General features: G+C 61.7%; 18 protein-coding genes and 1 riboswitch. Of the genes, 11 read left to right on the plus strand and 7 right to left on the minus strand.

Annotated elements, in window-relative coordinates:
• Positions 1 to 220: 220 nt before the first annotated feature.
• Entirely contained in the window at positions 221 to 736 is a 516-nt protein-coding gene (locus tag ACIGGF_RS16195) for a hypothetical protein (protein WP_397522259.1), read from the minus strand.
• A gap of 219 nt (positions 737 to 955) precedes the next feature.
• Positions 956 to 1074: riboswitch (SAM riboswitch) on the plus strand.
• 28 nt (positions 1075 to 1102) lie between these two features.
• Between ACIGGF_RS16195 and ACIGGF_RS16200 the strand changes: the two genes are divergently transcribed.
• A complete protein-coding gene (locus ACIGGF_RS16200; RefSeq protein WP_397522260.1) occupies positions 1103 to 1531 on the plus strand; it encodes a mandelate racemase/muconate lactonizing protein in 429 nt (142 codons plus the stop codon).
• Positions 1532 to 1570: 39 nt separating this feature from the next.
• Here ACIGGF_RS16200 and ACIGGF_RS16205 read toward each other — a convergent pair whose 3' ends face one another.
• From ACIGGF_RS16205 to ACIGGF_RS16220, 4 genes are all read right to left on the minus strand, one after another.
• A complete protein-coding gene (locus ACIGGF_RS16205) occupies positions 1571 to 2035 on the minus strand; it encodes a nucleoside deaminase (protein WP_397522261.1) in 465 nt (154 codons plus the stop codon).
• A gap of 136 nt (positions 2036 to 2171) precedes the next feature.
• Positions 2172 to 2549, minus strand: coding sequence for a DUF6941 family protein (locus tag ACIGGF_RS16210; protein ID WP_397522262.1), 378 nt, complete (start codon positions 2547 to 2549; stop codon positions 2172 to 2174).
• A complete protein-coding gene (locus ACIGGF_RS16215) occupies positions 2546 to 3019 on the minus strand; it encodes a hypothetical protein (RefSeq protein WP_397522263.1) in 474 nt (157 codons plus the stop codon). Before ACIGGF_RS16215 ends, ACIGGF_RS16210 begins: the two co-directional genes overlap by 4 nt.
• Complete coding sequence (locus ACIGGF_RS16220; protein ID WP_397522264.1) at positions 2998 to 3366, minus strand: hypothetical protein; 369 nt, start codon at positions 3364 to 3366, stop codon at positions 2998 to 3000. The genes ACIGGF_RS16215 and ACIGGF_RS16220 overlap by 22 nt, the downstream gene beginning before the upstream one ends.
• Before the next feature lie 76 nt (positions 3367 to 3442).
• On the opposite strand from ACIGGF_RS16220, the gene ACIGGF_RS16225 reads away from it, so the two are divergent.
• From ACIGGF_RS16225 to ACIGGF_RS16255, 7 genes are all read left to right on the plus strand, one after another.
• Positions 3443 to 5902, plus strand: a complete 2460-nt coding sequence (locus tag ACIGGF_RS16225) for an SEC-C metal-binding domain-containing protein (protein WP_397522265.1) — start codon at positions 3443 to 3445, stop codon at positions 5900 to 5902.
• Positions 5903 to 6057: 155 nt separating this feature from the next.
• Entirely contained in the window at positions 6058 to 6579 is a 522-nt protein-coding gene (locus ACIGGF_RS16230) for a DUF3558 domain-containing protein (protein WP_397522326.1), read from the plus strand.
• 12 nt (positions 6580 to 6591) lie between these two features.
• The gene (locus ACIGGF_RS16235; protein WP_397522266.1) at positions 6592 to 6993 is read left to right on the plus strand and encodes a hypothetical protein; all 402 of its coding nucleotides are present in this window, start codon (positions 6592 to 6594) and stop codon (positions 6991 to 6993) included.
• Positions 6994 to 7008: 15 nt separating this feature from the next.
• Positions 7009 to 7386, plus strand: coding sequence for an SAV_915 family protein (locus ACIGGF_RS16240; protein WP_397522267.1), 378 nt, complete (start codon positions 7009 to 7011; stop codon positions 7384 to 7386).
• Complete coding sequence (locus ACIGGF_RS16245) at positions 7383 to 7667, plus strand: hypothetical protein (RefSeq protein ID WP_397522268.1); 285 nt, start codon at positions 7383 to 7385, stop codon at positions 7665 to 7667. Before ACIGGF_RS16240 ends, ACIGGF_RS16245 begins: the two co-directional genes overlap by 4 nt.
• Positions 7668 to 7669: 2 nt before the next feature.
• Entirely contained in the window at positions 7670 to 8737 is a 1068-nt protein-coding gene (locus ACIGGF_RS16250) for a WXG100 family type VII secretion target (protein WP_397522269.1), read from the plus strand.
• 83 nt (positions 8738 to 8820) lie between these two features.
• Positions 8821 to 9633 carry a hypothetical protein gene (locus ACIGGF_RS16255; protein ID WP_397522270.1) on the plus strand — a complete coding sequence of 271 codons (813 nt, stop codon included), beginning with the start codon at positions 8821 to 8823 and terminating at the stop codon, positions 9631 to 9633.
• A 224-nt stretch (positions 9634 to 9857) separates the two neighbouring features.
• Here the strand turns inward: ACIGGF_RS16255 and ACIGGF_RS16260 are convergent, their stop codons facing one another.
• Complete coding sequence (locus ACIGGF_RS16260) at positions 9858 to 10118, minus strand: helix-turn-helix domain-containing protein (protein ID WP_397522271.1); 261 nt, start codon at positions 10116 to 10118, stop codon at positions 9858 to 9860.
• A 296-nt stretch (positions 10119 to 10414) separates the two neighbouring features.
• On the opposite strand from ACIGGF_RS16260, the gene ACIGGF_RS16265 reads away from it, so the two are divergent.
• Both ACIGGF_RS16265 and ACIGGF_RS16270 read left to right on the plus strand, forming a co-directional pair.
• A complete protein-coding gene (locus tag ACIGGF_RS16265) occupies positions 10415 to 12160 on the plus strand; it encodes a TerD family protein (protein ID WP_397522272.1) in 1746 nt (581 codons plus the stop codon).
• A gap of 132 nt (positions 12161 to 12292) precedes the next feature.
• Positions 12293 to 12580 carry a hypothetical protein gene (locus ACIGGF_RS16270; protein ID WP_397522273.1) on the plus strand — a complete coding sequence of 96 codons (288 nt, stop codon included), beginning with the start codon at positions 12293 to 12295 and terminating at the stop codon, positions 12578 to 12580.
• Positions 12581 to 12587: 7 nt separating this feature from the next.
• Here ACIGGF_RS16270 and aztA read toward each other — a convergent pair whose 3' ends face one another.
• Entirely contained in the window at positions 12588 to 13235 is a 648-nt protein-coding gene (gene aztA, locus ACIGGF_RS16275) for a zinc ABC transporter ATP-binding protein AztA (RefSeq protein ID WP_397522274.1), read from the minus strand.
• A 21-nt stretch (positions 13236 to 13256) separates the two neighbouring features.
• Here aztA and aztB point away from each other — a divergent pair, with 21 nt between their 5' ends.
• Complete coding sequence (gene aztB / locus ACIGGF_RS16280; protein WP_397522275.1) at positions 13257 to 14090, plus strand: zinc ABC transporter permease AztB; 834 nt, start codon at positions 13257 to 13259, stop codon at positions 14088 to 14090.
• Positions 14091 to 14121: the final 31 nt, after the last annotated feature.

Here is a 14121-nt window from a genome sequence, read left to right on the forward strand (position 1 = left end):
AGAACGCCGTCGGAATCGCGGGCATGTCCTTACCGAAGTCGTCAGGTCCATTCTGCAACAGTGCCGGCATTCGGGCATGCAGGAGTCGTGCGGGAGGGCCGAATTCGCTTCAGGCTGAAAGATCTTGGCGGTCGATCTTCGAGCTTCTATGCCGTCGTGCGCAACGCCCACGCCCGAGCGAGTGCAAAGGTTGCCGCGAGTACGCACAGCACCGCCACGATCACCGCGACAAAGTTCGATACCGTCGTGGAAAATCCGAGAATCCAGGCAATCCCCATTCCGGCGAGGGTTGCGAGGACACCGCCGATCGGAAGAAGGCAGCCACAACCTTGGTCGTTCGAGACGACAACGGATCGTGAGTTGCCCTGAGCAGCAGCCGGACCGAGGCGACTCCGAGCACGTAAGCCAACACTGCGGTGCCTGCATAGATCGGGAGCAAGTAGTCGGGTGATACGCCCGAACTCGAACCGGAGAAGCTCGTGCCGACCAGAATCAGCACGGGCGTCATCCCCAGAGTCACTCCGACCAGACCGGCAACGACGACGAGCCCTACGCGCCGAGAGGGTTCGACGATGAATCGATAGCCACACAGGTGCAGCACCAGCCCTGCGAACATGCCGATCACCGCGCCGGTCGACGCGGCGACGACGGGTCGCACCCACGGCCCCAGCGTGGTGTCGGGTCCATAGAACGATTCGCCGGAGACGTACGCCGAGTACCCCGAAGTTCCCGTCACTGCGTGACCCAGGACCGCGATCACAGCGCCGAGCAAAGCAAAACAAGTTCCCTGTTTGATCACGCGTCAATGATGACGGATGTCCGATGTACGTCGAGAACCTTTGCCGGAGTGTTGCCGGTGCACCTGTAGGTTGCTGATCTCGTTGGGAATTGATCGAGCTACTGCGTCGATCCACAGGATTGTCCAAGCCGTACCCCTCGGCTATTGTCGAGGAAGGTTCAAGAGCGATAGCCGTAGGTACCTGGCCGGCTGTCCGGCAACCCCGTCTCCATCGACAGGGTGCCCCAGGGGAAGAACCGGCGCATCTCGCGACCGCGGGTGCGCAAGTCGATGGAGGGTCGCACCTCCAGGACGAGGTGAACAATGTCTGCAGATGACGGACTTGCAGCAGCACAAGCCAAGTGGGAACCCATTCCGCCGGAGCGTCGTCGTGCCTGGTGCCAGACGCTGCTGAGCTATCCGCCGATATGGTTCGGGGTGTTCCCGATGCTCGAGACTCGAAGGCTGGTGCTCGAAGGAAGGTACGCCAATGCCGAAGCTTGGATCGACCTTGCGAAACGTGCTGAAGCAGTGGGCTTCACGCCGCAGACGTGGATGATATTCCGACAGAGTCTCGAGCCCGCGTACCTGAAGGATCGCTTCCCATTCCACCCCGCGAACATGCCGAAGCGGCGCGGGAACGGCGGTGTCGAGACTGTGGTGGTCGATCCTGAGGACTTTTCCGAGTGGCCATGGCTGTTCGAGGCGGGGTACCGCGCGGGCGAGGCGACCTGGCAGGCGCTGGCTCGCTGAGTCACCCGAGCACAGACAGAACCGGTTCGGCGGCAGCGCTTATGCGTCCTCCCCGATGTCCTCGAGCCACAAGCTCGGGCGCTCGGCGAGCATGCGTTCCATCAGTTCCGCGCATTCGACGTTGTCGACGACGTCGACCTGCACGCCGTGCTCGCGTAGCAAGCTCTCCGATGTCTCGAACGAGCGGTTCTCACCGACGACGATCCGAGGAATCTCGTACAGCAGAGCGGTTCCCGCGCACATGAAGCATGGAGACAACGTGGTGTAGAGCACCGACTTTCGGTACACCGACGCCGGAAGCCGCCCCGCTCGCTCGATGCAGTCGGTTTCTCCATGACGGATTGCGCTGTTCATCTGGACTCGGCGGTTCCGACCGACCGCAAGAACTTCGCCATCGTGAACGAGTGCCGCGCCAATGGGAACCGCGCCTTCCTCCCAACCGATCCTCGCCTGTTCGAGTGCAAGTGCGAGAAAGTGCTGGTCTCCGCGCAATGGACTGTTCACATGCTCTCCTCGGTGTTCGGCAACAGCGTATGCAATTCGTGTCCTCGAATGGACCTGGGCGTCCCGTATAGCAAGCGGTACCGAGAATGCGATCGGGATCGGATGTCGGCGCGGCCATGAGCATCGCGTCCCGACGTCAGCCGAAGGCGATGCGAAGCCCGACGCTTGCGGTGGCCCCACCGGCGCTGAGGATGAAGTTGTGCCGTCCTTCGTCGCGGAACACCATCTGCATCGGTAGGAACCAGAACCGATTCTCCCCGGTGAAGCCGGCACCGGGGATCTGAAGGCCACGTTGATTCACGATGTGTTCGCCGTTCGCGTCGAGCACCTCGAGTGTCGCGGGAAAGTCCTTACCGATGTCGTCAGGTCCCGTCTGCAACAGCGCGACCAGGCGGCATTCGAGCATGCGGGTGTCGCGGGGAACCGTGCAGGTATCCCAGACCCCGCCGAGGACATCGAGCATGTCTTCGCTAACCCGTGCGTACTCCGCGAAAAACAACCCGGTGATGATCATCGGCTGGTGTCATCCGTTTCGTAGTAGGGAAGTGATGTCATCGCATCCAGAACGGCCGGGCGAAAAGGTTGCGGCACTGTGTACTTGCCGTCGCAGACCAACCACCCGTCGGCAATGAAATGCTCCAGCATGCCGCGAAGTATCAACGCCTCGATGTGTTCGTACAGATCCCCGGCACCGACCGGGCCGACTGCCGGCAGCCGCGTCCGCGGGGTGCTCGTCATCGCGGCGAGAACGATCTGTCCGGCAACGACATCGACGGCCGGGGACGGACGGAGGGGATCCTTGCTGAAGAAGTGACGACCGATGACGTGCGAAAGTGCCGTTCGGTGAGCGGCCAGGGAGCTGTCAAGTGAGTGGGCGAACCCGTGCGAATGCGGACCGGGAACGGCTGTGGTGGAGGTCAACTCGATCAAACCGGCCGCCTTCGCCGCATCCCACAGTGTCATCAACCCTGGGATCTCGAGCATCGATCTCGACCTCGATGCACGCCCATCCAACTCCACGCCGACGGCGTTCGCCAGCTCGCGAACCGACCCTGGCCGCGGAACCCCCTGCCGGTGATCGGTCGTGATGTACCGAGCCAGCCGAGGAGCGAGCGAAGCTGCGCAATCGGCTTCGATGCGGTCAGCGCTGCCAACTCTTCGCTGGCGTCTGGCGTTGCGGGCTCGATGCCGTGGGGCATCAACCGTTCGACCGAAGACTCGGCTGTCGGCTCGACGTCGTCGGCCAAGTCCGCGGTGGTGGCACGAGATCCCCGGCGACCGAACAGTGGGACCACTTCGGCGAGGTCGCGACCTGTGCGGTGGGGAGTCACACGCACATCTTATGGAAGACGCGGGGGCTCGCGCTGGTATCCACCTTTCCCGACCGTCACGTTTATGCTGGCCGCGATGGACGACAACGATGCTTACGACGAGCTCGATACCGCAGCTCTCGATGTCTTGCGGGAGCTCGGTCCGCTGAGCACCGAGGGCTGGGCGATTGCCATGTCCGACCGAGGATTCGGACGCCGGCGCGATATGTACGAACTCGTCGACACTGTCGATTCGGTCGATCTGGCCTTTCTGCCGGACATGCGGAACATCGCAGTCGCCACGCTGTTGGAGGGCCGCGCCCTCACTCACCGGCTCAACCACCGGGAGGTGGCGTCGGACATCATCGACTCGATGGACGACCTGTCGCCCATCACGACCCTCTTGCAGTTCGCGGACGATCCCGCTGGCCTTCGCACGAAGTACCGAGGTATCGGTGACGGCGAGATCTTCACCATTCGCGGCATCGATGACCCGCAGTGGCCGCCCAGCGAAGCGCTCGTGCTCCCAGAGGGGACGCTCAGCGACTACGAACCAGGTGACCTCGTATCGCTCGTCGTGGTGGACGGTGTGGTTCGTATTCGAGCGGTCGACGGCCCGCTTGAGCACATCGACGTCACTGCCGCGCTGCACGAGATGGTGCCCGAAGGCGAGAGCGTCGAGCGCGATGCTGTTGTTTATCAACTGATGTACGACCGACCGGACCTCTTCACGAAACCAGGACCACCGCTGTCCGAGATCTACGCCGGTGCCGGCATCGAACAATCCGAAGACTACGTGGCCCGCACAGGATTCGACTTCGACGCCGCGGCGGACACCACGCGGACGAACATCGTCGCGAACACCTTCGGAGTTCATACCGACGGGGCCCGTGCACTCATCTGGTTCGGCGACATCATGCGGGACATCCGAGGCGACGCCGCTCACGACGCCCGACAACGTGCCGAGGCGGCGGTCTCGGACGGTGCAGATGAGCTCACCCCACTTGCTCGATCCGACGTAGCCGCCCTGGCGCTGAACAGGCATTTCGACAGCGAGGGGGCCGCGGAGTCGTTGCTGCATGTGGCAGGCGCGTTGCTGAGTGCAGGGCCGCGGCGGCTGACCGCAGCTGCGCACTGGTTCCGCGCTACCGCGCTGGACCGGCTCGGGGACGCACTATCGGCCGAGAAGGCGCTGGAGAAGGCACTCGACGCCGACTCGCATTTCGAGCCTGCAGTACTGGCTCTCGTTGAGTACGCGTCGACGCGGGGAGATGCGGTGCGTGGATTGTCTCTTCTCGGCCGTATCGATCCCGACGCAGGCGCGGATCTGCGAGAGATGTTGGAGCCGTACGTCCCTCAGGATCACCCCGATCTAGGTCGTAACGACCGCTGCTGGTGCGGTTCGGGGCGCAAGTACAAAGTATGTCACCTCGGTAAGAACATTCTCTCGCTCGGCGAGCGCGCACAGTGGCTGTACCAGAAGGCAAGTGGCTTCGCGGCCGCGGCGAACTCCGCGGATCTCATTCTCGCTCTGGCACGCATCCGCACGGAGCATCTCGGTAGTGGCGACGATGCGCTGGCGAAAGCCTTCGATGAACCGTTCGTCGGCGACGTCGTGTTGTTCGAGGGCGGGAGATTCGCCGAGTTCGTGACTTCTCATGGCCCGCTACTTCCAGCCGACGAGTTGATGCTGGCCCAGCAATGGCTCCTGGTGGAACGGTCGATTCACGAGATCGAATCGGTCAGTCCCGGAGAAGGCATGTCGCTGCGTGATATTCGTACCGGCGATCGACATGACGTCACGGAACGCTCGGCCAGTCGACAGTTGTCTGCAGGACAATTCATCTGCTCGCGCGTCGTACCCGTCGGTGAAGGGTTCCAGATCTTCGGAGGAATCGAACCCGTCGATCCGTCTCAACGTACAGAGCTGATCGAGATCCTCGACGCCGATCCGGTCGATGCCGAAGATCTGGTGAGCTTTCTCAGCGCCCGGCTGGCTCCTCGCCGAATCGAAACGCGTGACGGTGATCCGACGGTGTTGTGCGAGGCAGTCTTCGAGCTCGGTGGAGTCGGGGGACTACGGCGGAGGCTCAGCCGCAAATACGGGGCAGCGGAGGGCGATCGTTGGCACTGGAGGGCCGGAACGAGCATCCTCGGCACACTCACCCTGGACGGCACCCATCTGAGGCTGGAAGCAATGTCCGAACGCCGCATCGATACGTTGATCGATGACCTAATGACCCTCCACCCCGATGCGGATCAGCAGAGTGAAAGACGCCTCACGGCAGAGGACGCGATGGCCGACAAGTCGAGGAAGCCGGCAGAACCCGTCGAGATGACTCCCGAGGTGGCTGCACTTCTTGAGAAGCAGATTCGCGCATACGAAAAGAAGTGGATCGACGAGTCCATCCCCGCTCTCCAAGGGTGGACGCCACGCGATGCCGCTGGAGATCCGACTCGTCGCGATGATCTCATTCGTCTTCTCGACTCTTTCCCGGAAGAAGAGCGAGTTGGTGCGATGAGCTTGGGTCGACTACGCGACATGTTGGGTCTCTGAAGAACGCGTCGGTGTTCCCGCTCCTGAAGTGAATGGATTCGCATGGTGAGGTGGAACCGATTCGTCACGGACTGCGTCCAATGGTGTGGACGGGGACGAGGGAACGGAGTGGTGTGAGCACGATGCGAGTGTGGGCAGCGGGCGTTGTGGGCGTAATGCTGCTCGTGTCCGGATGCGGTGGTACGAGCGACGGTGCGCAGACCGCGGCACCGTCGACGACTTCGGCCATCGCTGCGTCCGCGTCGACTGAAACATGGGATCCGTGCACCATTCCGGATGAGGCGATCGAAGCCGCTGGATTGGCGGTAGAAACCAAAAAGGCAACTTTAATTGGTGAACGGCCGATCTCGCCGGATTGGTCGACGTGCTTTTGGTTGAATCCGCTGCCGGACACGTGGTACACCCTCGGCATCTTCTCATCTGCTTTCTCGTTGGATTATCTGCGCGAGGGCGGACCGTTCGAGCAGTTCACTCCGGTCGACGGGTTCGATGGCCTGCGGTTCCAACGGAAGATCAAGTACGACGAAGTCAGTTGCGGCATTGCTTTCGGGCGCGACAGAGGGGTCATCTACTTCATGCTCGACGGTTTCGCGTCGGCCGAACCACTCGAAGATCCGTGCGTCGAGGTCGAGCGTGTGGCGCGTTCGCTCCGTCCGTTCTTGCCGTCGTCGAGGTAGCAGGAGGAAGCAATGGGTTTGGAACTGAACGGGTTGGCGTCATCGATGCAGCAGTGGCAGGCGCTGTCTGCGCAAGCAGAGGCCGGAGTGTTGAAAATTCCGGAGGGTGTGGCGTTCCAGTGCGACGAGGTGTGCGCGGCATACATCAGGCACCTCGAAGGGATGGTGAGCCAGACCAAGTCGCTCGTCGACGTCGAAGCCTTCGGCACCCTCGATTCGGCCCGCCAGCTTGGTGAGAAGTTCGAGAGAATCGCCTACAGCGGCGATCGGTCGTTACGCGTGGTGCTCTTGCAGCACATCGATGTCATCGAATTGATGCGCTCGGTGTTTCGCCGGTACTTCGACGAGGCCGAGTACGCCGATCAGCGGACTCTGAAGTCGATTACCGACATCGCGGAGGGTGTGGGGAAGTAACACGGCGCTGCGCGGATGCTGCTCGGTTCAGATTGGGGAACCGAACAGTCACTCGATGCGTCTGATCTGTCGTGGGGTTCGACCTCCCCACGGTCGATGGGGGAGAAGATGCGGCTACCGGACAACATTCCACCTGTGGTGTACGTACCGTGCACTGCGCACGTCTCCATCGTGGAGCAGGCAGTGGTCGACCTACGCACCACCCGGGACGGGCGTAGTGCCCTGCTGGCATATTCGGCACTGGATCGGCTCCATGCCTGTTGTGGCGATGACCAACCCTGGATGGTGCTGCCGACAACGGCCCTGTCGAAGATCAATGAGTCGCATCCGTTCGACCTACTGCTGATGGACGTCATGATTCCCCAGCACGAACGTCGGAGAGTCCACCAATGACCCTCTACGTCGACGTTGCTGTACTACGCGATTCTGCGGACACGATGCTCAGAATTGCCGACGACTTCGACACCTCAGCGTCGTCGATTCCCGACGCCGCTGACACCGGTATCGGAGCGCCGGCGCTGGCCGGGATTCTGGCGCTGTTCACCGGTCGCGGCGGCGAACTGCAAACCGCATTGGCGTCCTACTCGGTCGCGCTCGATCGATGCGCTATCGAATACGAGACCCAGGACGCCGCGACAGCGGACGGAATCAATGCCACGCTCTGGGAGAAGTGAAAGTGCCCATCGACACGAAGGTCGACGGCAGCGTGACCTCTGTGCACGCCGTCGCCGGGTGGCTTCGCAACAGCTTCGCCGCGGACCTCAGTACCTCCATCGACACGCTCGATAGCACCAGAAATCGAACAGAGGCCGGATGGGACGGCCCCGCATCCGAAGCCTTCTTCGCGCAGGCGCTTGCCACCACGGACGGTGCCTCTCAGTTGGCAACTGCAGCAGCAGATTACGCCGACAAGGTCGACGCATTCGCTGTAGCACTGCAGGCACTGCACGACGGTATGCGTGACATCCGATCGGACGCAATCGATGTTGGACTCGACGTCATCGACGACGCCATCATCGAACCCATCGACGACGCCCTGCGCGATAAGTTCGACGCGTTCGAGCGGAGGGTCGCGCATTTGCGAGGCGACGAGACCGCGGCGGGCGAGCAACTCAAGGTCGATTACATCGACGCGGCCGCCAAGACCTTCTTCTTCGGTGGCTCGGTAGCGATTGGGTTGGCACAAGCGGCGATGGAAACCCGCGCGTGGTTGATGACCTCGAAAGCCGACGAAATGTATGCGCGGGCTGTTCACTGGGCCGAGTTTGCCCGCACGGCCCCTGCCGGGTCTCCCTTCTCGGCTGTCTACCGCGATTTCGGATTCTCCGACTTACTTCGGAACCAAGCCGACGACATGGTCCGGAATGCAGATGACCTGAACTCGAAGGCAGGAAAATGGGGGTTGCGCGCTGGAGGTGGCTTGGCGGTGCTCAGCATCGGCTACGACATCGCCAACGGTAAGCCTGTCGACCAGGCCGTAGTTGCCGGTGGATTGGGGTTCGGGGCCGCCGTGGCTGCAGGGGCATTGATCGGCACCGCGCTTCCCATTCCAGGTTTTGGCACAGCAGTGGGAGCGATAGGCGGTGCTTTCGTTGGAATCTTTACCTCTGGAATTGTCGACGGGTTATACGAAGATGGCTTTGACTCGGTCCGCGGGGCCATCACGGACGGAGTCGATGCCGTGGGGGCCACGGTGGAAGCGGGATCGGATCTTGCAACTGGGGTGTGGGATGCAATTTTCTGAAGCTTCGAGGCATTGGGCCTCCGAATACCCGACTAAAAATTAGCTACAAATGCCGCAACTGACCGCCGCGCGAACGTGCTTCCATGACGACCGGAGACCCTGTGCACACCGATGACCCGAGAGAGTTCGGACTGGCCGAGTATGTTCACGAAAATCGAATCGACCTCAAGTTCATCGCTGCCACTTTGTTCTTGGAATTGTTTGCGTTCATGTTCGTCTACGGTGCCATCTTCTCGGTCATCGACAATCAATCGTATTCCTCCATCTCGGTCGCGCTTATCGGACTCATGATCGGCTTGACTCCCGCAACGCGCATCTTTCACAGGGCCGGACGCTCGACGGGGCAGGCGGTGTATCGCACGACAACCGGATCGAGTGTCCGCTACAAACACGGCGTGCTTAGATTGAGTCTGGTTCTCATGGTCCTGGCGGGGACAGGAATCATGTGGCTGGGGCTACAGCACGGCATCGGTGGAACAGTTGTCAGCGTTGTATTCACGATTCCGTTCGTCGTTCTGTTCGTAGGCTTGATACGCGGTGGACGGCGGCGTCCGAGAATCGAACTCACACGTGAAGGTGTCATTCAAGAGGGATATGGGTTCAGGAAGATCATTCCATGGGAAGCGCTGAAAGATGCAGTACTGAAACCGAAATGGCCACCCGAGCTTGAACTGCGGGCACCAATTTTCGGCTCGTTCAAGCACGCCAAACTGACCCGGCTCAAGCTGGACGAACAGCCGATTTTCTTCCCCGGCGCTTTGATCGACTGCCGATTCTTCGACGTCCACCCCGTAGTCCTGACCCGATGGATCCGGCTGTACCTCGACCACCCGAAACTGCGACACGAACTCGGTACGGATGCCGCGACCGAACGCCTCGCAAACCTGCTGCCATAACCAACCATCGCTTGTCATCGAATCCGATAGCTTCGAGTTCGTCGATACCGGCTCGAACGTCTGTGCACACGTCGTCGAGGATTCGTAGAGTTGCACGCTCGGGCATTCTCAGGCGGCTCGCGGACTCGACGAAATGCGCACGTGTCCAACGGTTCGCGCGCCTGCTAGGAGGTCGCTCTTGTAGACCTCGACTGCATCGACGCCCTGCCGCTTGGATGCGGGGATCATGTCGGATCGAGCGGCGGCACAGGAGATCCTGCGCGCGTGAGCAATGTGATCTCGCAGCCCAGTGCCTCCGCGACAGCGACCGCACCGTCGAGCTGCACGGTGTCTTTTCCACTTTCGAGCGCCTGGACTGTCGAGCGCCCCACGCCGGCAAGCAATGCCAGCTCGGTTTGTGTCATGCGTAACTGATGTCGCCGCGCAACGAAAGTGCCGGCCAGCTCGCCTGGATACTTCCGAGAGCGTCGTCGTGGTTCGGCCACCAATACTCCTTACGCTTGCGTAGGCATGCATATCGGATCGTACGTCGTGAAAAGGCTGCACAGAAGCCCTTATGCCTGCTATCTAAAGCACAAGCCGTCCAATATCGATGTGGAGAACACATCACCGTGCTGTGTACGTGTTCCCATGCCCAGCGAATTTTTGCCTTGCGGGTGAGGGCTGCGGAACAGCCTTCAGCCAGCACAAACCGGCTGTAGAAGCCGAACTTCAACTGATGATCGCAGCTCGTACGGCATAGTGACGTCCATTGTCCGACTCGGTCGAAGGTGGAAGCTCTATGGGGAACGCGCTCAGAAGCGGGAGTGACAAGTGGGTCGTTGTCGACGTCGAGACCTCGGGTTTGAAGGCGTCCCGTGATCGGGTGCTCAGTGTGGCTGCTCTTACGGTCGACGAGAACGGACGTGTCGGACGCGAACTGTCCACTTTGGTGAATCCGGGCTGCGATCCCGGTCCGGTGCATATCCATAAGCTGACGCCGGAACGGCTCGCCGATGCGCCGACCTTCGACATGATTGCCCCGCAGCTGATGGATCTGCTGGACGGTCGAACCATGGTTGCGCACAACGCGAGCTTCGACCACGGCTTCTTGAAGCTTGAATCGATGCGTGCGGGCATCGATATGCCGACAAAGCAGCGGTTGTGCACGGTAGCGCTGTCCAGACGGCTGCAACTCGACACTCCCAACCACAAGCTGTCCACCTTGGCCGCGCACTGGAAAGTGCTGCAGTCCAATGCACATGACGCCTACGACGATGCCCGAGTGCTGGCGCAGGTGTTCACCCACAGTGCCCGACTGGCCAGGTCGCTCGAACTTCCCCTTCCCGTCGTCACGTGCACCGAGCGCTTGACGCTGTATCCGGACACCGTTCCTCGTACGCATTGCCCGTGGGAGAACCCCGGCCCCCTTGCTGAGGACGGTGCTCTGATTCAGGGCATGCGAGTCGTGATCAGCGGCGACACGCGGATCCCGCGGTTGCGTCTGGCCGCTCAGCTCACCGAAGCGGGCTTGGACGTGATGAACTCCGTCAGCCGATTCACCAGTGTGGTGGTGTGCTCGGATCCCACAACGGAAAGCCGAAAGGTCGAACGAGCTCGTGCCCATGGCCTTCGCATCATCTCGGAATCGGAATTACTCGACCTACTCCGGGATGTGCAACCAGGAACGCTGAAAGCGGCTGGATCGCAAACGCAGCCGAAGCCACCCGTGCTGAAGCCCGATCCAAGCGGCAAGCCGTGGCAGGCACGAAGGGTCTTGGTTATGGGTGGTTCGCATGCTGAGTCGGTACTGATGCGGTCTCGCCTGATCCAACTGGGAGCCACACCGGCTGTGAATCTCAGCGCAGGCGTCACCGACATCCTGATCCTGGACGGTGGCGACGGAGATCCCCGGATGCCGAAGGTGAGAGAACGGGAACTCACATTGTTGACGCCCACATCGATCGACCGTGAGCTGAAGATCGAGGTGCCTGCACCGCTTCCAGTGCGGCGGTCCCGAATCGCTCCGCTCGTGCCACGTGGTGGCGTCGTCGACCTCGACCCAGATCAGACAGTGCTGACGGTCAACAGTTCCTGGCGCGCCGACGAGTTCGAGCGGGTCGACGTCGATGTCGTGGCATTCCTCGTCAACGACGACGAATTGGTCTCGAGCGACGAGGATTTCGTGTTTTACAACGCTCCGGCCACCTCTGACGGCGCTGTCTCGATGTCGATCGACGGCGACAGTGAACAGGGTGTTCGGATCGATCTGGCATTCGTTCCCGAGGACTGCGCGCGCATCGTCATCGCTGCTGCTATCGACGGCGACAAGACGTTTGGCGACGTTGGTGCCGTCTCGGTATCGCTCGATGGAGTCGAATCGACGGTTGCTACGGCTGTGCTCGACGCGGCTACGACCGAACAGTCGATGCTATTGGCAGAGATCTACCGTCGGGGGAGCGGCTGGCGCTTTCGGCCAGTCGGCCAGGGTTATCACGACGGGCTCCCGGAGCTCGCGGTCAGATACGGCGTCGAGGTCGACAGCTAGCCGACCTTGCTCTTTCGCAAGCGGTAACGAGACTGGTGATTCGCGCGACGTCACCCATGAAGGGATCGAGTCGGTGGCCGTATTACGGCCGGCGACGTTCGTGTACACCGTGCCGCCGACGAAAGGCCTCGAATGAACAGCACCAGCCGACGCATTGCAGTGTTGACCGGACTTCTCGCGCTTCCGATTGCAGCCGGAGCCACGATGGGAGTTGCAACCGCCAGTGCCGACGAGTGGCACTACGGTCCGGTGTATCGCGCCGAGCAGTCGGGGGAAGGCGCGCAGTACTTCTGCAACAAGGCGCTGTCACTCGAGAAAGCGTCACAGTCGTTCATCGTGTTGCCGTGCACCAACGTCGAGAACACCGACACCTGGTATCGAATCGTTGTGAACCCCTACAACTGGGGTTGGAGAGGATAGCGCGAAGCTACCGTGTGATCGACAGAACCTCACCCCGTCCCAGGGTGATGGTGGTGTCGGCGCGGGCCGCGCTCTCGGCGTCGTGGGTCGCGACCACCACGACTGCGCCGCGGCGGACCTCCTCGTCGATCACGTCGTCGATGATCTGTTTCGCTCCGGCATCCAGGCCGGTGGTGGGCTCGTCGAGCAGTACCAGTTCGCCGCCCTCGATGAGGGCCTGAGCGAGTAGCGCGCGTTGACGTTGTCCACCGGAGAGCGCCGAGAGTCGTCGTGAACGTAACGCCCCCAGCCCGAGTCGGTCGAGGGCGAGGGCGACAGCTCGGCGATCGTCAGCGGACGCACGCCCGAGCAGACCGCGCCGAGGCCAGGTGCCCATGGCGACGACCTCGCCGACGCTGAGAGCCATCCGGTCGTCGACCTCGCTGCGTTGCGGTACGTAGGTGACGCATCGACTCCCGGTGTGTACCGAACCTGTCGATGGCTCGACGATCCCGGCAAGAACCTGCAGCAGCGTCGACTTGCCGGAGCCGTTGTGCCCGACAAGAGTTGTGAGAGAACCGGGTTCGAAGCGGGCCGTGACATCGTGCAGTGCAGTGGTGTTTCGGTAGCGGACGGAGAGGGACTGTACGACCACTGATTCGCTCACGACAATCATTATCGCATAGGGTTCGATCTCGTGGACTGGCTACTGGACCCCTTCGCTGTGTCGTTCGTGCAGCGCGCCCTCGTGGCGGGCATGCTCGTGTCGATTCTCTGCGCCCTCGTCGGAACATGGGTTGTGTTGCGCGGCATGGCATTTCTCAGTGAAGCCGTGTCGCACGGCATGCTCCCGGGCGTTGCCGTCGCGTACCTTCTGAGTGCAAATCTCCTCGTGGGCGCGGCCATCAGTGCGGTCGCGATGATCGGGGGAGTGGCGTGGGTGACGCGGAATTCGCGATTGTCCGAGGACACCGGAATCGGCTTGCTGTTCGTCGGGATGTTGGCCCTCGGGGTGGTGATCGTCTCGCGGGCGCGATCGTTCGCCACCGATCTGACGTCGTTCCTGTTCGGGGATGTGCTCTCGGCTACCTACGCCGACCTGGCCTTCTTGGTTTTCGCGTCGGCCATTGCGCTGGCGGTGTCGGTGCTGGCGTATCGGCCGTTCGTTGCTCTGGTGTTCGACGAGCGCAAAGCTCACACGTTCGGATTCAGGCCGCGCCTCGCGCACATCGTCTTGCTGGCGTTGGTGGTGCTGGCTGTCGTCTCATCCTTCCGCATAGTGGGGACGTTGCTGGTGTTCGGCCTGCTGGTTGCCCCGTCGGCCACGGCATATCTGTTCGGCCGATCCATCCCCGTGTCGATGATCATCGCGACGCTGTTCGGCTGGTCGGCCACGGTATTCGGACTGATCGTGTCCTGGAACGCCGACACTGCCGCCGGTGCCACCATCGCAGGCCTTGCGGTGCTGCAGTTCTTCGTTGTGGTCGCGGCTCGATCGGCTCGGGAGTCGATTCGGACGAACGTGCACTAGTGGTCTACCGTAAACGACAATCGTTATCAAA

The sequence above is a fragment of the Rhodococcus sp. NPDC078407 genome, assembly GCF_044542515.1.
Taxonomy (GTDB): domain Bacteria; phylum Actinomycetota; class Actinomycetes; order Mycobacteriales; family Mycobacteriaceae; genus Rhodococcoides.